This window comes from Thalassomonas sp. M1454, assembly GCF_007097525.1.
GTDB lineage: Bacteria > Pseudomonadota > Gammaproteobacteria > Enterobacterales > Alteromonadaceae > Thalassotalea_A.
Window position 1 is genome coordinate 1006187 of sequence record NZ_VKDD01000002.1, and the last position, 19515, is coordinate 1025701.

Here is a 19515-nt window from a genome sequence, read left to right on the forward strand (position 1 = left end):
TCTTTATTAAATTTCAATTAGTTAGGGTGTTTTAGCGACATTCCCTCTGGGTAGTATTTTTATTTTTTATAAATTCTACTCAATGCGCTGAAATTAATGATATTGGTATTAATATAACCACTAATGATGAGTCATTCAACTTTTTATAATTAGCGAATATAGCCTCTCATGTTCACAAAAAAACGCGCTAACCAAAGGCTAGCGCGTTTTTATTTTAAGCTTTGTTAGCTTAGAAAGGCATTTTCATCCCAGGAGGCATTTGCATGCCGCCAGTTACGCTGCTCATTCTTTCTTTGCTTTCTTCTTCAACACGGCGAACCGCGTCGTTAAATGCTGCAGCAACAAGATCTTCGATCATGTCTTTGTCGTCTTCCATTAAGCTTTCGTCAATTTCAACACGACGTACGTTGTGGTTACCAAGCATAGTAACTTTAACCATGCCCGCACCCGCTTCGCCAATAACTTCCATTGCAGCGATCTCTTCTTGAGCCTTCGCCATTTTTGCTTGCATTTGTTGGGCCTGTTTCATCAGGTTACCCATGCCGCCTTTGATCATAATAGTATCTCCAAAATCTGTTGCGCCAACCTTAGAGGCAAACGCGTAAAAATTCAAGTATATTTCAGCAGAAATACACTTATTACTCATGTTATAAGGCTTCTATTGTGTTCTCTTCAATAAAAGCGTCAAATTCGTTTTGTAGGTGTTTAATAAATTTATCATTAGCAATTACGTCAGTCGCATATGCCAAACGTTTATCATTAATTACCGACTGTATATAAAATGGCGTAGTACCGGCATCACTTACTAAGTTAATCAATACGTCTGCATTGCTGTTTTTTAATAGTGAATAACACTGGCTAATTTGGTCCGCCGCAGCTTGCGAGTTTATATGATTAAAGTTTTGATCTAAGTTAATCACCAAGTGGTTATCTGTTGTTGCAGCGTCAATTGTCGCATTAAGGGTTAATTGCCTTACACGCCCGCCTAAGCCCATTGCATCAATCATATTTGCCCAGACATCAATCTGATTGGCATTTTTAATTACTGCGGGGTCAATACCATCTGGATTAAAGCTATTAACTTGCAGGTGCGATACATCAGGTAAAAGTTCATTTTCAGGTAAACTATTATCCGCTTCAGCTGCATCCATATTTTGCTGTAAATTATCGGCTTTATCAGCAAGTTGTTTGGCTGGTAAGTCAGCCTCTATTTCTGGCGTTACAGCAACATTAGACAATGCTTGTGCTACATCTAATGTGTCGCCATTGCCTGCCGAGCTTGTTTGTTCAATTTGCTCAGCTTGCTTTATTTGTTCTGTTGGCACAGCAGCTTGTTGCTCTATAGGCAAATGGCTGGCTTGCTTTTGCTCTTGTAGCTGAGTTTTAGCTACTAGCTTAGATTCAGCTTGCGCTGGCTTTAGCGCAGCCTTAGCTACTGGCTTTTTTGAGCTACCCTCCGAGAGTTTCTTACGACTCCTCAGCTGGTTGCGGATCGCTAGCATTTTCTCTACTTCAGTTACCGGTTGAGTAACCGCATCAGTAGCACTTTGACTATCTAATGGTGTTGGCAAAGCTTCAGTGTTTACCTCAGGCGCGGCTTCAACAGCATGCTCAGGTATATTGCTGGCTGCTTCTTGAGGTATTTGTTGAGGTGCTTGTTCTTGTTGAGCAGCTTGCTCAGCTGATATTTCACTCGGCTTTTCAAATACTTGCTGTGGCTCTGGAGTTTGAACAGGCTCTTGCTGGGCGAATAAATCAGGCTCTGGTGCAACATGAGTTTCAACATTACGTTGCTGCTGGGCAATCGCTTCAAGCTGTTGCTGCTCTGCGTCTAAACTTTGTTTACTAACGTCTTTATTTCTATCGATAGTTAAAACATCAGGCGTTTGGTCAGCTAAAACAGGTTCAGGTTTTTGCTCGGCTTCTTGCTCTAACAGTTGTTCAGGCGCTTGTGCAATTTCTTGCTTAAGCTCTTGTACATCATGTTGCGGAGCTTCAACATTAGTTTCTTGCGGCGCAACTTCTACTGCTGGTGTAGCGACTTTTGCAGTTGTTTGCTCTAGCTCTACATCATCAAATTGATTATTAAACTGTACGCCGCTTTGCTCTGTATTAGTTGCAACCGTATTTGCTAATTGTGCAGGCTTAAATGCAAGCATGCGTAAAATAACCATATCAAAGCCAGCTTGTTCGTCAAAGCTGTACGCAAGGTCTTTACGGCCATTAAGTACGATTTGATAATATAACTGCACGTCTTCAGGTGACATTGCGCTAGCAAATTTAGTTAATAACGTGGCGCGCTGTTGGTCAACATCAACAGAGTTTGGTACCAGCTGCCATAAGGCTACTTGGTGTAAAAGCTGTAATAACTCGGCTAATAATCGATGATAGCTTGGCGCATAACTGGCAATGTTTTTACTTAATTCAAGTAAACCTTGTGCGTCTTGTTTAATTAACGCAATTAAGATTTTAAATACCCAGTTTTGATCAACCCCGCCAAGCATTTGCTGCAGGTTTGCCACTTCAATATGGCCTTGGCCTTGCGCAATAGCTTGGTCAGTTAAACTCAATGAATCACGCATACTTCCGCGAGCAGCTTTTGCTAGCAGAGGCAATGCGCCATCTTCGTATGTAACGTCTTCAGCAGCTAAAATTTCAGTCAGTTTTTGTTCAATTTGACTCGGCGTTAACGCCTTTAAGTGAAACTGCAAACAACGCGATAACACAGTAACAGGTAGCTTTTGCGGATCGGTTGTCGCTAGAATAAATTTAACGTGCGGTGGCGGCTCTTCTAAGGTTTTTAATAAAGCATTAAAACTACTTTTCGACAGCATGTGCACTTCATCAATAAGATAAACTTTATAGCGTCCGCGTGAAGGCGCGTATTGTACGTTATCTAAGATTTCGCGAGTGTCATCAACTTTAGTACGCGACGCCGCATCAATTTCTAATAAATCAACAAAACGACCAGCATCGACATCTTCACAAACATCACATTTGCCACACGGGTTAGAACTGATCCCTTGCTCACAGTTTAAACTCTTAGCAAAAATTCGAGCTATGGTAGTTTTACCTACCCCGCGAGTGCCGGTAAATAAATAGGCATGATGCAAACGCTCTTGCATAAGTGCGTTCACTAAAACGGTAACAACGTGCTCTTGTCCCATTAATTCTGAAAAGTCTTTTGGCCGCCATTTACGAGCCAGAACTTGATAACTCATATGTTATTTATTCACCTGAGGTTATTTATTGTTATTATTTTTTATTGCCTAGCACTTGAGCTAGTTTCTAGTTTTTAATCACCTTCATACTCTAGCATTGAATAGACATCAATACCTAAAGCTTCAAGACGTTTATGACCATTTAAATCTGGTAAGCCAATAACAAAGGCTGCAGAGTTAACTGTAGCACCAACGCTTCTTATTAACTGCGTAGTTGCATCTATAGTACCGCCCGTGGCTAGCAAGTCATCTATCATAAGTACCACGTCATCTTTTGCTAACGCATCTTGGTGGATCTCAAGCGTATCGGTTCCGTATTCTAAATCGTAGGATTGCGAGATGGTTGCTCTAGGTAATTTGCCGGGCTTGCGTACAGGCACAAAACCAATACCTAATGCGAGTGCTAGTGGCGCACCAAAGATAAAACCTCGGGCTTCAGTACCAACAATTTTTGTAATGCCTTGATTTGCATAGCGCTGTTTTAAATGCTCAATACAAAAAGAAAATGCTTTTGGATCTTCTAAGATCCCAGTGATGTCACGAAACATAATGCCGTCAATTGGGTAGTTTGGCACATCATAAATAACGCTTTTAAGGTAAGAAATATCGTTTTCAGTCATCATCATAAATAATCAAATTAATTTGTTACAGGATAATAGAATTTAGATAAATTTTATAGTCACAAATTGCAACTAATCTAGGATAAAACTAATTAATAATGATTAAACAAGGAGGATGAAATTTTTAAGGTGATTAAACCTAAGGTGTTTTGTAGCAAATAGAGGGATATTTTAAATAATATAAAGCCGTGCTGGCTTTATATTATTTAATCATTTTTATCGAACAAATACGTATTCTAGGCTTAATAAGCCATAGAAGTTTGTTCTAATAAGTCAGCCACATTTTCAAGCAAAAGCTCGGTTGAAAGTGGTTTTGCTAAAACTATATCGGCGATGCATAGCTCTGGTAATTGCTCAACAACATCAAGGTCTTGAGTCGTTAAAAAAATTACCGCAGTTGGTGCGCGTTCGCCCATAGAGTGCAAGTTTTTTAATAATTGTGGTCCATTCATCAACGGCATTAAATGATCAACAATGCATAAATCAAACTTTTGAGTTTGTACTTTGGCAAAGCCATCTAAACCATTAACTGCTGTTGTAACCTGATAGCCACGGTTGCTTAAAGCGTCGCGAAATTGTGCTAATGCAGCACTATTATCTTCGACAAGCAATACTCGTTCAGACATAAATTTCCTTTTTATACAGCAAAAAATATTAATAGATTAAGAAGCGTAGGTGTACCAACCCATAACCATAGGTAACAACGGCATCGCGACCAATGTTAACAAAGCAAGGAATAAGTGACGTTTTGAACTACTTTCTTTAAATGAATTATCTTGAGACATATTATAACTACTACCTAATAAAAATTTGCGCGGATAATACACGATCAAATTAAATATTGATATAGATCAAATAAATTAGTTGTCTGTTTGTACAAAAAACATACAAGGATGTTAACAAGGGGTTAACCTTAGCTAATTAAGCCTAAAAATGATGGTTTTATAAAATCGTGGCGACTGCAATAACGCAGCTTATTGTTACTCAAAAAACAAACCCCGATAGATGCAAGCAAATATCGGGGTTGATTATGTTTAGTGTTGAAGCTTGGGCTTGTAAGACTGAAATCACTTTGCTTAATAAATACTAGTTCTCTTTATAACTGGTTTTATTTACCACCTTGTAAAGGCTAACCATAAAACCAAACTGAAATTAATATCGCAAAGTATCAGTTAACTATTTACCTTCACCACACTTGCCTTCGCCACATTTACCTTTGGCTTTAGCTTTACCTTCACCACATTTGCCTTCGCCGCATTTGCCTTTAGCTTTACCTTCACCACATTTGCCTTCGCCGCATTTGCCTTTAGCTTTACCTTCACCACATTTGCCTTCGCCGCATTTGCCTTTGGCTTTACCTTCGCCACACTTGCCTTCGCCGCATTTGCCTTTAGCTTTACCTTCGCCACACTTGCCTTCACCACATTTAGACTTTTCTTTTTCAGCGTCAAAATCTGATGAGCTCACAACTTGTTGGGCTTCAAATGGGTTAGTTTCAGCTTTAGCAGGCATTGCGGCTAATAAACCTAAAATTAACGCACTTAAAGTAACTTTTAATAAATGTTTATTTAATAATTTCATAATTCTCTTCCTAAATTTTAGTTTTTGTACCAAGTTGATTAATGAACTTGGCATTACCATCAACACCTAGTCTATGGCTATTTACTAAGACCAAGCTTCTTTATAAATAATTTCACTAGATCAACAAATTAGCAAGTTTTTAACAAAAACAAATATTTAAATTCTACTTTAGTGGTTAAATGCCCTTCACTTTTTGATCATAAATAATTCAGCAACCCGGTAACCAGAATAAATTTTGTTCAGCTAAATATAAGGTAAATCTCAAGTGGCATATCGCAGTTTAGTTTTTAAAGACTCTCAATATTCAGAAAATTAATGGGGTTATACAATGGGGTTGTAATAAAGTAGCAATGTTATTAAAACCCTAGCTTCCGTGCATATTTTACCTTGGTCAGGGATTGAACTCCTTGGGTAAGCTTTAATAACATTGCGTACAGGCATCAGACAGGAATTAGTTGATTAAGGGAGTTCAGCCAAGTCCATTTATCTGAATCTGTGCTCTGGATTTCTAACAGAGCACAGTAATAAATTTGAGTTGTAAAAGGCTATTTGTCAAACCCCATAATTTTATTTAATTGCTTATATCCCCCCTAAAATAAGCAACTATCTGATATTACTTAAAATATATTTTTTTACTTAGTTAACAGCTCACCTAACAAATGAATAAATAGTGAATAAAAATTGAATAGAAAACATAAAATATTACATTTTTAAAATGTTACAAAATATTTTAAAAAGATATTTGCAAGATTTAAATTAACCCTCTAAGGTTAAACTAACAACTTGAAACGGCGCTACGGATTTCGCCCTACAAACCAATGATATAAGACGATTGAAAAGGGTTTTATTTTTTACATTTGTTCAATAAATGTAATTATATACTCAAACTTTAAATTAAAAGAACATTTGTTCAATTAAGTTTAACTAACAAAAACTAAAATTGAATAAAAACTCTTTAAAATGGATATTTATTAGATTTAAATAAAGGACTAGTTATGAATAACACATCAAAATTAACCTTCATTAACGCTACACCACGTAAAAACAATAAAGCTGACACTTCAGCTGACTTATCTCAGTTCTCTAAGCAGCTATTAAAACAAATCCAACCGATAAAAATAACAAAGCACTATAGCTATAAATTCAATTTACCAAAAATAATACTTAGCTCGAATAAACAGCCAATCAACCCCAACTAGTTGTATAGCAATAACTCAAAGTTAATTTAGTATCGCTTACTACTACTTAACAAGAGTACTTCCACTACTCTATTTGTTATTTGGGTAACAGGCACAGGTGCATAAGGAGTTGCGCCTAAAATGGAAACCTCGATGGATTGAGGCTGCTATGGATAGCACAAGGATGACACTAAGCTAAGGAAAGCTGAAGGATACGAGTATTAAGCTGTAACTCGGAGGGCTAATAGTCCAGATCAGGAAGATCAAATATTAAAGGTGAAAGGAAACACCTTAAACCAGGGAGGATAAAGAGAGCTGTACAAATTTTTGTTGTTTAAGCTAATTTTACAGGAAGTAATTTAGCTCAAGTTTACGCTGATTTGTTTCTCTTTTGAATCTTCAATCAAGGTGGAAAGACTAAAAGCTAAAAGCTAAAAGCTAAAAGCTAAAAGCTAAAAGCTAAAAATAGAGAATTAATTGTTGGAATTTACAATTAAAATGTTGAGGCTAAAATTTTAAATTAAAATTATTTTAGTCCCTTATTTCGTCATCCCCGTGAAGACGGGGATCCAGCTTTTTAAACGGGTCAATAGAGCAATTTAACTATTTAAAAGTAAAAAAATGGAGTACTAATTACTTAGTACTCCATTTTATTTAGTAGGTATTGCTTATGGTTAAATTACTTAACTTGCGTTTTTAAAAAATCAGCAAACTCACCGGCAATTTCAGGGTGGCGCAGGCCATAAATAACATTAGCTTTCATGTAGCCTAATTTAGAGCCACAATCATGCGACTTACCTGTCATATTAAAGGCTTCAACTTGCTCAACATTCATTAAAGTAGCAATGGCATCGGTAAGCTGAATTTCATCGCCAGCGCCAGGTGGTGTAAATTCTAATAGCTTCCAAATTTCTTTCGATAATACATAGCGCCCGACTACGGCTAAATTTGAAGGTGCATCTTCAACGGCTGGCTTTTCTACAATTTCAGTCATTAAAGCTGAGCTACCAGGTGCTACTTCAGCGCCATCACAGTCAACCACACCATAGCTACTCACTAATTCCATTGGCACAGGCTCAACCATAATTTGGCTAACTTTGGTTTCATCAAAACGTTTGATCATCGCCGCTAAGTTTTCGGTTTTAGGATTAGCAGCTACATCGTCAATTAATACATCAGGTAATACCACAACAAATGGTTCGTCACCAACAATAGGCTTAGCCTTTAATACCGCGTGGCCTAAACCTTTCGCTTCACCTTGACGTACATGCAAAATAGTAATGCCTTTCGGGCAAATCGCTTGTACTTCTTCGAGTAAGGTTCTTTTTACACGTTTTTCAAGTGTTGTTTCAAGCTCAAACGACTTATCAAAGTGGTTCTCAATCGCATTTTTTGAAGAGTGAGTTACTAAAACGATCTCGGTAATACCAGCATCAATACATTCATTAACTATGTATTGGATTAATGGTTTATCAACCACAGGTAACATTTCTTTTGGAATAGCTTTAGTTGCAGGAAGCATACGTGTACCAAGACCGGCAACAGGAATAACTGCTTTTTTGATATAGCTAGGGTTAGATAATTTAGCTGGCATAATAATTTGGATCCGTTCAAATGTTATTTAAAATAAGTCGCTTTTATAGTGCTCAATATAACTATAAAAGCTATGCATATTAATAAAACTATATCATTGAATACAATCGGATTAAACCGACAGCAATGAGTTTTTAAAGTTAATACTCAAATAAAGTTAAATACCCTAATTGCTATATCTAGTGAAAACTAAGTTATTAATGATTTAAATCAAAGTAAACGCCAAGCCAGCGACTATGATTTATGTATAGAATTTAGAATAAAACAACATTGAGGTTAAATTATGTCGCACATTTTAGTTATTGCTGACTTTGAAGACGATAGTTTTATCGTACTTGAACAAGCGCAAGTTTTAGCCAAAGCCTATGATTGCTCATTACGAATTGTTAACTTTTGCTATGAAAATTTAGCCGGCATAAGCGATATAGAAGCTGCCAAACAAGCCATTATTAGTGAAGTTCACGAAAATTCAGCCCATAAGCTGGTAAACACGCTAGTTAAAGAAGTTGACTATGACTTTGAAACGGTCTGGGCAAAAAACATTCACCTTTGGATAAATGACTACGTAACCGAGCACAAGCCTAAAATGGTGGTTAAAACCGGCCATCGCAGTGAAGCGTTATTTTATACTCCTACCGATTGGCATCTTATAAGAGAGTGTAATGTGCCAGTAATGATCGCCACAGATAAACACTGGCATAAAGCTAACACGGTGTTAGCCACAGTTGATTTAGCAACTAATCTGCCAGAAAAACAGCAATTAAATGAAAAAGTATTACAACACGCTAGCATCTTAGCTAAGCAATTACATACCGACATGCACATTTGCTACACCATCGAAGTATCACCAACATTAAGTAAACTTGGCATTGTTAATAAAGAAATACTCGAAATACAACAGCTAGGTTTAATTAAAGATAAAGTGAAACTTATGGCAAGCAACTTTGGCGTGAATGAAGAGCACATTCATATTAAAACCGGAGAAATAGACAAAGTAGTAACCAGTGTTGCTGCCGCATGTAAAGCAAGCCATATCGTAGTTGGTACTGTTGGCCGCAAAGGACTTGAGCAAAAGCTAATAGGCAATAGCGCAGAGGCAATTATGCACTTAGCCAAAACAGATATTTTGGTATTAAAACCCTAAAACATAAAGTAAATATCAAGGTGTCAGACACCTTGATGAATAAGTAATGGCGCACAAGCTATTATGTACTTAACTAAAACTGATGATTTAGTATTAAAACCATAGCAAGAAAGTAAAGTTTACTATCAAGGTGTCTGACACCTTGATACTGGGGGCAAGGTAAGTAAAAGCGGATGTGTTAAAAGCGAACATAGACTCCAAGAGCGACGGTCATTGCAAACATATCTTCGTCTCTATCGATAAGGCTTTCATCGCCTTCTTCAATAAAGTCTTCGTAATCGGATGTAGTTCTAAAACCTAAAGAAAAGTCTAAGCCGATGTGTTGCCAGTTATAGCCAAGTCCACCATGAAATTGAGCGCCGGAAAAGTCTTCTTCAAATTCACCAACTTCTAGCGTTTCTGAATAAGCGCCACCACCGATATACCACTTAAAACCTTCATTTAAAAATCCGCCGCCCCAGTGTAATAACACATCAGTGCCACTAACTTCTATTTCTGAAAAATCTTCATGCTCTAGGCCGTAAAACTGTATTCGTGCCGATACTGAATCTGAAAAATGATAATTTACAAAAATTGCGCCACCAACAAAGTATTCATCGTCATAATCATAGTCATCAGCAAAGTAAGAGTTATCTTCAGTATAAAGGCCTAAACTGTATGTACTTAAACCAATAGCCCAATGTTTATCATCTTGAGCAACAGTCAACGGCACTAAACCTGTGGTGGTTACTGTAGAGGTTTCTTGGCTAGTCGTTTGGGTATCATTATTTGTACTTGTTATTTGATCTGACTCTGATGTTTGGCTTACTGTGGGCTCTAAGCTTTCAGGCTTGCTTGTTGATTCTTCACTATAAGCCAAAAATGGTGACGTACTTAGGCATAATATCGCCAATGATTTGAAAACAGTGCGGCTCATGATAAATCCTTATGGTCTGGGTAATATTTTTATTTTTTATAAATGCTACTCAATGAGCAGTAAGTTAATGAGATAGCTATACAGTATTGTTCAAAACAATTATTTTGCAATAACATCAATAATATAAATTAAAAACAGAGCTAATATAAAGCTTTGAAATGATAAAATATTTCAAGCAAGTATATTTGCTTTTAGTGTGTTTAAGGGCTACGTAAATTTCGCGCAAAAAAATACCAGGCATTACCTGGTATTTATATCCATCGCTCGTTTAATACGGGAAAAATAAAACTTATCGTTTTAGAAAAATAATTCAAGCCCCAAACCAGCTGCGGCATATTTCACATCATCATCACCGTACATCACGCCTTCAATATTAAGGTTTGCATCCTTACCTAGCTTAAAAGTAAAGCCTGCGCCGTACGAAGGTAATACTTCATCATCTTCCATAGCAATATCATAAACAGTTTTTTGAACTTCTATTTGTGATAAACCAACAAGTCCATAAACTGCAATACTTTTAGTTAATTCGTAGTTGTAACTGTAATAAACACCAAATAAGCTATTTAACTTATAATCAACCTCGTTTGAAGTGTGATCAGCAAAACTTTGACTAAAGCGGGTTTCAAACATTTGATTGTCTAAAAATTCATAGTTATAGCGTAAAGTGAAAGCAGAAAGTGCCAACTCATCAGCGCCGTCATTTTCATACATACCATGGTTGATCATAACACCGGCAAACATATCACCTTCTTTAGCCTGAATTTGCAAGCTAGAGGCCATTAAAGTAAGAGCGGCAGAAGCTGTAACTAAATTTAAAATTGATTTTTTCATGAAAGACTCTAATTATTATGTTTTTTTTAACATTACATTATCTTTTTACTAAAAACAACGAATATTTGACATCGTTATCAGACATTCTAAAAACAGCAATTGTAATGAACAAAAATAGTTGCAGAGCATGCTTATCTCAATAGGCAAAAGTCTTTATTAACTTATTGTAATTACTAACAATGCAAAAAATATAATCACTGCTATCCTTAAATTTAGCAAGCACTTTAAAAGCCACTTTACAGCCATTAAAGCTGCACAGACATAAAATAAAAAGGACGTTCAATCGATGCTTATTTCACCTAAAACATTATCTGCTTTTAGCTTGGTAATAGCAGGCTTAAGTCTAACACCTTTAACACAAGCGCAAGATTACTCGTATGCTAACTTCACCCCTAATCAACAATATTATTTAGGCGCTATGTTAGGTCATAGTTTACACATTGAAGATTCATTTGAAGAGTTTAATGTAAGCGCTATAGGTGCACGCTTAGGTTATAACTTTGATAAAAACTACAGCGTAGAAGTTCGTTACTCTAAAAGCATAGATAAAGACGACTTAGGCGGTTATGAAAGAGAGCTAGACAGCTTATACGGCATTTATGGCGTTGCTAGTTATCCTATTTTAAAAAAAGTGAATATTTACGGCATACTTGGTTACACTGATGCTGAAATATCACAATATAATAATGGCTTTAATACGACTTCAGACAACAGCGGCCCTGCTTTTGGTGGCGGCTTTGAGTTTGTAGTTAATAAACGTGCCCGCTGGGTTGCAGAAATGATTGTCTATGTTGACGATGAAGTTACATACGGCGCCTTTACTGGCGGCTTTCGAATCAGCTTTTAAACTTAAAGGCAATCCATGCTTTTGCCTTTTCTGTGGATTCCCTTCTGCAAGGGAAAGACGAGTGTGGTTTCAGCGAGTGTTGATTCCTAAGCGAGTATGGATACTAGGAAAATACAGCATATGAAAACAAAAAAGTCTGCACATACGCAGACTTTTTGAGAAGTGAATCACTAGTTAGCGTTTAAGCACCGCCAGATGCGCCACCAGTTTCACCACCTGAATCAACGATTTTATCAGCTTCATCAACGGCGTCTTCAATCTCGCTTAAGTCAACACCTTCGTTAGCAGCTTTTTCAATTTCAACAACTGCATCAGCAGCTTCAGGAGAAAGAGTAATGTTTTCATTGGCAGCAATCATAACCGCATCATCAAGTAATGCATCTTGAACAGCAATCCAAGCTTCACCAGCTTCAGTTGAGTTGGTATCAGCGAGTGTTGCAGCTGAGTCAACAATAGTAGTAATTGAAGTAGCAATATCATCACTTGCAGCAGTTGTTACCGCAGCATTAATAATTGCAAAACCAGATTCAGCAGCATCAGCAGCAGCAGTTTCGGCGGAATCATTTAAGTTAGGTAGTTGTAAATCAAATACGTTAGTACCTTCACTAACATCCACACCAAACATAGCAGCTACAGTTACAGTAACCGCTTCTTGCATATTGGCAAAACCTTCTGGTGAAGTTGTGCTTAAATCAGGTGCTGAGTTTTCAAGGTTAACAATAAGTAACTCTGTAGCTACTGAAGTAACAGCATTAACTTGTGTTTCAATTGTTGTTAATTCTTCTGACTCTTCAACAAAAGTCACGTTAGATAATTCAACGCCAGTTAGTAGCTCACTTGGTACTGTCTCACCAAAAGCAATAGGGTTATCTGCAGTACCACAGTTATCTGTATCACAAATCATAGTGGTGTCAGCATCGGCAACAACTTTAATTAGATATACACCGCTTTGGTCTAGTACAGCATTAAAGCTGTAATCGCCGTTTGCATCAGTAGATGTTGTGTAAATCGCTTTATTTACATCAGTATGGTGGTATAAGCTAACTTCAGCGTTAATTAATGCACCTTTAAGAGCATCACCTTCAAAAGAAGCAAAATTTGAAGAAGAACCATTGTCATCATCAAATAAATCACAACCAGTTAGTGAAACACTGGCGCCTACTAACATTAACGCAGATAATTTTTTTAATTTTGTATTAAACATTTAATATACTCTTATTATTAAAGTGAAAGTCCATTTAACACCTGAGTAACAAGCGCTTAAACTAACAAGGATACCGGTAACAAAATAATTACAGGTATAGCAATAATATAAACATTAATAAATAACTACAACCCCAAAAATGGATAAAATCCAATAAAAAGAATCTTTTTTGCACAAATTAATAAAATTTACTCTGTGCTTAGAAGTATAAGGCTTAAGCTCGTAGGATTTGCAATATTTGTTCAGTTTGTTGCAGCATTAATTCAACATCCCCTTTAGACTCAACATTCAACCGAACTACCGGCTCAGTATTAGATGAGCGTAAGTTAAAGCGCCACTGTCCCTGCTCGTCTTTAAATTCAAGTGAAATACCATCTGTTTGATCAAATGCCACCGCACGATCTTTAAAGGCGGCTAATACTTTTGCGATAGAGGCTTTAGGATCGACAAGTTTAGAGTTAATCTCACCACTTGATGGAAATGCATTAATACGCTCTTTTACCATAGAAGATAAGCTAGTGCCTTTAACAGATAATAATTCGGCCACTAATAACCATGGGATCATACCCGAATCACAATAAGCAAAATCTCTAAAGTAATGATGGGCACTCATTTCTCCACCGTAAATTGCATTCTCGATGCGCATGCGCTCTTTAATAAATGCATGGCCAGTTTTACTCATTACCGCCTCTCCACCAGCACGTTCTACTATATCAATCGTATTCCATGAAAGGCGTGGGTCATGAATAATTTTCTCTTTAGATCCTGAATCAAGTTCAGGATGACGGGATAGGTGTTCAGGATGACGGCTTGTGTTTTCAGATTTTAGTTGTGTGTTTTGTGCTTCTAGCTTTGAATTTGTAACGGTTAACTTTGAGCTTTCAGCTTGTAGCTCTTTCCCTTCAGCTTCTACCTTATCCCCTTGTGATAAGAAAGCTTCTGCGAGTAGGCCAACAATATAATAGCCTTCAATAAATTCGCCTTGTTCATCAAACAAGAAACAGCGGTCAAAATCGCCATCCCAAGCAATGCCCATATCGGCGTTATGCTCTTTAACTGCATTTGCGGTATCTGCTCGGCACTCCGGTAATAAAGGGTTAGGAATGCCATTAGGAAAATGGCCATCAGGCTTGTGATGCACTTTAATAAATTCAATATTAACGCCCGCATCAATTAATTGCTGTTCTATTGCATCTAAAGCGGGACCAGCAGCTCCATTACCACAATTAACTACGAGCTTTAATGGCTTAAGGTTTGCCACATGAATAAACTCAAGCATATGCTTAGCATAAGCTGTTTTTAAATCGCGAGTAACGTATTTACCTAGTTCGCCCGAATTTATTTCAGCACTATTTTCACTTGGTTGACGCGAATTTATTCGCGGGTTATCTTGCGAAGCAGAAATCTTCTCTCTTAGACTTTTACCAACAAGCAGCAACTCACCAGCCATAATTTTTTCAGCCAAAGACTGAATTGCTCTTAAGCCGGTATCACCCGAAATAGGCTTAGAATCTTCACGCACTAATTTCATACCATTGTAATCTAGCGGGTTATGTGAAGCGGTCACTTCAACACCACCACAAACACCAAGATGCTTAGTGGCAAAGTATATCTCTTCAGTCCCCGTCATGCCTAAATCAACAACATCTACGCCTTCATCTTGTAAGCCTCGAGCTAATGCAAATTTAAGTTGCTCAGAGCTTAAGCGAATATCACCACCTACAACCACTTTTTTAGGTTGAATTTCAATAGCAAAAGCGCGGCCAATAGCATAGGCAATTTCTTCATTTAACTCTTCACCTAACCTGCCACGAATGTCATAGGCTTTAAAACAGGTTAACTTCATTTTGAGGTTCTACCGTATCTGTCTTCGAAACGCACAATATCGTCTTCACCTAAATAATCCCCTACTTGCACTTCAATAAGTTCAAGTGGCAATATCCCTGGGTTTTCCAAAGCGTGTATTTGCCCTATTGGAATATAGGTGGATTCGTTTTCACGGACTAAGAAAGTATCTTCACCATTGGTTACTTTGGCCGTACCAGAAACCACAATCCAGTGTTCTGAACGGTGATGGTGCATTTGAATAGAAAGTTTTTCACCAGGTTTAACGGTTATACGTTTTACTTGATCACGCTTACCAAAGTCGATTGAGTCGTAGTTACCCCAAGGGCGATAAACTTGGCGATGTAAATTAGCTTCACAGCGATCATCAGCCTTAATTTGTTCTACAATTTTTTTAACGTCTTGTACTTTATCTTTATGAGCAACTAATACGGCATCTTTAGTTTCAACCACTATGCAATCTTTAATACCAACAGTAGCCACCAGTTTTTGCTCAGCGATGACTAAATTATTAGTACTCCCTTGGCTTACCACATCCCCTTGATGCACATTTCCTTGCTCATCTTTATCATTAATATCCCATATAGCCGAAAAACTGCCAATATCATTCCAATTAGCATCAAGAGGGACTACAACGACAGAGTCAGAGCCTTCAACTTGGCAAAGAGGCTCCATCACAGCATAATCAATTGAATCATCTGGACACTTAGCAAACTCATCGGCATCAACACGGATAAAATCCAAATCCACCGATGTATTGCCCACCGATAATTTACAGGCATTAAGTATGTCTGGGTTATATTTAGCAAGCTCTTCAACATAACGAGACGCTTTAAACATAAACATACCTGAGTTCCAGTAATATTCACCACTGTCTAAATATTGCTGAGCAGTCGCTAAATCAGGTTTCTCAACAAATGCGTCAACAGCAAATGCATTAAGTTGCTCACTCTGAACACTAACATCGTCCTGAACACCAACGCCGTCATCCTGAACTTGATTCAGGATCTCATGTTTTTTATCTTGGCTTGAGTCTTCTATTCGAGCGCCAGCACGAATATAGCCATAACCTGTTTCAGCATGAGTAGGCACAATACCAAACGTAACCAATTTTCCATGTTCAGCCAGATTAACCGAGTTTTGTACCACACGGCGAAATTCTGTTTGGTTTTCAATAACGTGATCGGCAGCAAGCACAAGCATAATAGGATCGTTACCCTTGCTAAGCTCACTCAATGCTGCAAGGGCAATAGCCGGAGCCGTATTGCGCCCTTCTGGCTCTAAAATAATAGAACCGAGGGCGTCAATAGCACGTAGTTGCTCAGCCACAACAAAACGATGTTCTTCATTACAAATACATAAAGGGGCAGTAACATTTAACCCAGCTAAACGTAACACCGTTTCCTGGATCATAGTATTGTCTGATGATATTTTTAAAAATTGTTTTGGCATTAACTTACGCGATAATGGCCACAAACGTGAGCCACTACCACCAGCCATAATTACAGGTGTGATCATAATTGTTTTTCTACCCTTCCTTATGTTTGCCCAATTTAGGGCATATATACATTATAATGCTTCAAAAATTTAATGTTGTTAAAGGACAATTTATGCAAACATATTTATTAGTGTAGTTTATTTTTACAACTCAGTTGCTTAAAACCTATCTCGATTAAAGTAAGCTTGATTTAAGTTATGATACAATCTTGGCTCTTTAGCAAAACCAGTTTTTATGGTGTTGGCTGTGCCCTCTGACTCTAAGTTAGTTTGTACGTAATAATCCCACTGTTCACTACCTTTAATTTGAAAGCCTAAATCTGACTTCATTGATTTAGAGAAGTTCAGTGGAATGCTAAAACCTAATGCAACAAAATCTTCTTCTTCACCGCCGTCAACATCATCAAATTTGGTGCGACTATATCGCAAGCCTACTTGTACGTTGCCAAACCAATGCAGAGAGCGAAAGGTAAAGCCTTTATCACCATGCCAATATTCCCCTGCTGTTAATTCTAAATCCCAATTAAGCGGCAAATAGCGGTAACGGTATTTTATTAATTTTGGGGCGTGATCAACGTTGCGCTTACCGCCCCAAGCATTAATTTCAGATTCATAATCACCATAAAGCAGGTTAAAGCGGTGGGTATTTGAGTTATCTGCCCAACGCGTTTCGTTTAACAAACCATCGACATTATCTTCGATACGGCCATAACTAAACTGGGTAAAGAAATTATATGGCAAGGCAAAACTTTGATGGAATAAGCGAGTATCTATGCCATCAGTTAAACCATATTTACCTTGAATATATTCACCATCTTCAAAGTCATCTGAATTACTGATTGTGTCAGATAAGTGACGCACCTCAATTACACCACCACTCCACACACTCATCTGTAAACGAGAGCTTAGGGCAAAATCATAATCAAATGTGCCGTATTCTGTACCCACTAATGATTTAACTTCAGGAGCAAGTGTAAGTCTTGGAACAAAATGAGCGGACTCAATATTTTCTACTTGCCAATCAACGTTAGAGTTATATTGGGCGCTTGCTAGAGATTGATTAACTTCACTATTAGCTCTAATTGGCTCTATATAACTAACAATACCAGCATTGGTTATTTGGATAACGCCTTGGATGTCACCTAATATCATTAACGCAATGTGACGCACGCTTGCTACGGCATCAAACTCATTACGATTATAAATATTATTCTCTACACGTATTACAACATCAGTATTCATCAGGCCAATAGCGACAGACTCAAAGCCTTCTGAAATTAAGCGTTGCTCTAATAAATCAAACCCGTTATTGCTCTGTAAAGCTGCAACTTTTGAACGAGCTGCTAAAGGCTCATCAGCTTTACTGCCCAATACTTCAACGTTAACAACCTCTTCGCCAACAGAATGGTTTAAGCTATGTTGATATTGTGAGCTTGCGGTTTGCTCTAAAGGCACTACAACCCCCGCACTAAACCAGGCATCGTGTTCGTTATGCTCATCATCACTACTATATAGCTGTGCATTTGCATATAGCTGCCAATCTTTAGGTAAATAAGCGCTTGGTGTAGAAAACTTAAATCCAGCGTTAAATGCATTAGCGTCATGTTCGGCGGCAATTTGTATCCACTCAAAAACTTGATACTCAACAGATGAAAACACGCCATCCATATAGCCAAAATTATTGTCCGATGAAGACACACCAAGGTTAACTCGAACTGCGCCCCACTCATTCAAACTATACTCAGCAGAGGCAAGTGCATAATAAGCTTCCGAGTAATTAGCCGCGCCGCCAAGGTCTTGTACCCCAACAGTCAAATCAAAATAATCATTCGAGATAAAATCAAGATGCCATTTTAGTGAGCCGGACAAATCTCGAAAACCACAGCCTGACTCTTCAAAGCCATTACAATCTAAATCACGCGAGGCTAAGCGACCTACCACTTCAACATTTGGTAATATACCAACGCCAAACTTTAAATCATGGGCTCTAGCAAAGCCGCCATCTTCAAGAAAGCCACCTCTAGTGTCGGTAAAGTTATCAGAGTAATTAAACTCAAAATCGCCCCAATTAATCACTTGCGTATTAGGTGTATTAAACACCCCCGTATAAGCATTAGCACTGATATTACTTACGATAGAAACGGCATTTTTGTCACCTTGCGAGTTACTAGTTTGCGAGTCAGTGTCAGCGTAAACATCTACGACAAATAAGCTATGAGCAATAGCTAAGCTAAATAAGAATGGAGTTTGTTTCATTTCCCTGAGACTTTTTTATATTATTTTTTGATGATTCATGTTAACTAAAAAGTAACAAGATTGCACGAGCCAATCACAAGCAAACCAATCCCCCAAATTATGCTTAAAAATATTTATAAGCTACAAATTAATACATATCGACAACAGCATATACCGCGCTAACCTTGCTATTATGGTGCTTTAAACAAAATAACCAATAAAAGAACCTGCCATGAATAAATTACTAGCTACTAGCCTAACGTTAACTAGCCTGCTTATAACACAACAAGTAAATGCTAAAACAACTGACAGCAATATATTTCAGCCAAATGAAAAGTTGTACCTAGGCGCAATGGTGCAAAGTAATTTATATAACGAAGACAGCAAAGATGATTTAGAAGCCAATAGTGTTATTGCCCGTTTAGGTTATAACTACAACCAAAACATGGCTGTTGAACTTAGGCTAGGTACTAGTTTGGACGCCGATAATATTGGCGGAATAGAAAGTGAAATGGACTCATTAGCCGGGATTTATTTAGTTGGTACTATGCCAATCAACCGCACATTATCTGTTTATGCTTTAATGGGAGCAACCAGCACTGAATTTACCAAAAGCTATCAAGGTTACTCTGAAACAGATACCTTATCAGGCGTATCAATGGGCGCAGGCATAAACATTCGTTTAATGCACCAAGTAGCATTAAATCTTGAACTGGTTAACTATGTAGATAAAGAAACTGCATTTGGCGGCCTAAGCGCCGGCGTAAAAGTTAGCTTCTAAGATAAAGTTAACGCCTAACATA

Annotated in this window: 17 protein-coding genes; 4 read left to right on the forward strand and 13 right to left on the reverse strand. The window is 37.7% G+C overall.

The window, feature by feature from the left end:
* Positions 1–229 precede the first annotated feature (229 nt).
* The 6 genes from FNN08_RS06530 to FNN08_RS06550 form a co-directional block, all read right to left on the reverse strand.
* Positions 230–559: a YbaB/EbfC family nucleoid-associated protein gene (locus FNN08_RS06530; RefSeq protein ID WP_185962604.1), complete on the reverse strand. Its 330-nt coding sequence runs from the start codon at positions 557–559 to the stop codon at positions 230–232.
* Between the two features lie 88 nt (positions 560–647).
* Positions 648–3221 (reverse strand): DNA polymerase III subunit gamma/tau, encoded by a 2574-nt coding sequence (gene dnaX, locus FNN08_RS06535; RefSeq protein WP_143583908.1) that lies wholly within the window; start codon positions 3219–3221, stop codon positions 648–650.
* A 74-nt stretch (positions 3222–3295) separates the two neighbouring features.
* The gene (gene apt / locus FNN08_RS06540) at positions 3296–3847 is read right to left on the reverse strand and encodes an adenine phosphoribosyltransferase (RefSeq protein WP_221931772.1); all 552 of its coding nucleotides are present in this window, start codon (positions 3845–3847) and stop codon (positions 3296–3298) included.
* Positions 3848–4083: 236 nt separating this feature from the next.
* Positions 4084–4467: a response regulator gene (locus FNN08_RS06545; RefSeq protein WP_143583909.1), complete on the reverse strand. Its 384-nt coding sequence runs from the start codon at positions 4465–4467 to the stop codon at positions 4084–4086.
* Positions 4468–4503: 36 nt separating this feature from the next.
* Positions 4504–4626, reverse strand: a complete 123-nt coding sequence (locus FNN08_RS16480; protein WP_260679277.1) for a hypothetical protein — start codon at positions 4624–4626, stop codon at positions 4504–4506.
* 391 nt (positions 4627–5017) lie between these two features.
* The gene (locus FNN08_RS06550; protein WP_143583910.1) at positions 5018–5422 is read right to left on the reverse strand and encodes a hypothetical protein; all 405 of its coding nucleotides are present in this window, start codon (positions 5420–5422) and stop codon (positions 5018–5020) included.
* 995 nt (positions 5423–6417) lie between these two features.
* On the opposite strand from FNN08_RS06550, the gene FNN08_RS06555 reads away from it, so the two are divergent.
* Complete coding sequence (locus FNN08_RS06555) at positions 6418–6621, forward strand: hypothetical protein (protein ID WP_143583911.1); 204 nt, start codon at positions 6418–6420, stop codon at positions 6619–6621.
* 658 nt (positions 6622–7279) lie between these two features.
* On the opposite strand, the gene galU is transcribed toward FNN08_RS06555, so the two are convergent.
* Entirely contained in the window at positions 7280–8194 is a 915-nt protein-coding gene (gene galU / locus FNN08_RS06560; RefSeq protein ID WP_143583912.1) for a UTP--glucose-1-phosphate uridylyltransferase GalU, read from the reverse strand.
* Positions 8195–8476: 282 nt separating this feature from the next.
* Here galU and FNN08_RS06565 point away from each other — a divergent pair, with 282 nt between their 5' ends.
* Positions 8477–9337: a universal stress protein gene (locus tag FNN08_RS06565; RefSeq protein ID WP_143583913.1), complete on the forward strand. Its 861-nt coding sequence runs from the start codon at positions 8477–8479 to the stop codon at positions 9335–9337.
* Positions 9338–9515: 178 nt separating this feature from the next.
* Here the strand turns inward: FNN08_RS06565 and FNN08_RS06570 are convergent, their stop codons facing one another.
* The gene (locus tag FNN08_RS06570; protein WP_143583914.1) at positions 9516–10253 is read right to left on the reverse strand and encodes a hypothetical protein; all 738 of its coding nucleotides are present in this window, start codon (positions 10251–10253) and stop codon (positions 9516–9518) included.
* Between the two features lie 297 nt (positions 10254–10550).
* Entirely contained in the window at positions 10551–11084 is a 534-nt protein-coding gene (locus FNN08_RS06575; RefSeq protein WP_143583915.1) for a porin family protein, read from the reverse strand.
* A gap of 286 nt (positions 11085–11370) precedes the next feature.
* Between FNN08_RS06575 and FNN08_RS06580 the strand changes: the two genes are divergently transcribed.
* On the forward strand, positions 11371–11931 hold the full coding sequence (locus FNN08_RS06580) for an outer membrane beta-barrel protein (RefSeq protein WP_143583916.1): 561 nt from the start codon (positions 11371–11373) through the stop codon (positions 11929–11931).
* A 181-nt stretch (positions 11932–12112) separates the two neighbouring features.
* On the opposite strand, the gene FNN08_RS06585 is transcribed toward FNN08_RS06580, so the two are convergent.
* From FNN08_RS06585 to FNN08_RS06600, 4 genes are all read right to left on the reverse strand, one after another.
* Positions 12113–13135 carry a hypothetical protein gene (locus FNN08_RS06585; RefSeq protein WP_143583917.1) on the reverse strand — a complete coding sequence of 341 codons (1023 nt, stop codon included), beginning with the start codon at positions 13133–13135 and terminating at the stop codon, positions 12113–12115.
* 214 nt (positions 13136–13349) lie between these two features.
* Positions 13350–14981 carry a phosphomannomutase CpsG gene (locus FNN08_RS16485; RefSeq protein WP_260679278.1) on the reverse strand — a complete coding sequence of 544 codons (1632 nt, stop codon included), beginning with the start codon at positions 14979–14981 and terminating at the stop codon, positions 13350–13352.
* The gene (locus tag FNN08_RS06595) at positions 14978–16498 is read right to left on the reverse strand and encodes a mannose-1-phosphate guanylyltransferase/mannose-6-phosphate isomerase (RefSeq protein ID WP_143583918.1); all 1521 of its coding nucleotides are present in this window, start codon (positions 16496–16498) and stop codon (positions 14978–14980) included. The genes FNN08_RS16485 and FNN08_RS06595 overlap by 4 nt, the downstream gene beginning before the upstream one ends.
* A 138-nt stretch (positions 16499–16636) precedes the next feature.
* Complete coding sequence (locus FNN08_RS06600) at positions 16637–18733, reverse strand: YjbH domain-containing protein (protein ID WP_143583919.1); 2097 nt, start codon at positions 18731–18733, stop codon at positions 16637–16639.
* A gap of 211 nt (positions 18734–18944) precedes the next feature.
* Between FNN08_RS06600 and FNN08_RS06605 the strand changes: the two genes are divergently transcribed.
* A complete protein-coding gene (locus FNN08_RS06605; protein ID WP_143583920.1) occupies positions 18945–19493 on the forward strand; it encodes an outer membrane beta-barrel protein in 549 nt (182 codons plus the stop codon).
* Positions 19494–19515: the final 22 nt, after the last annotated feature.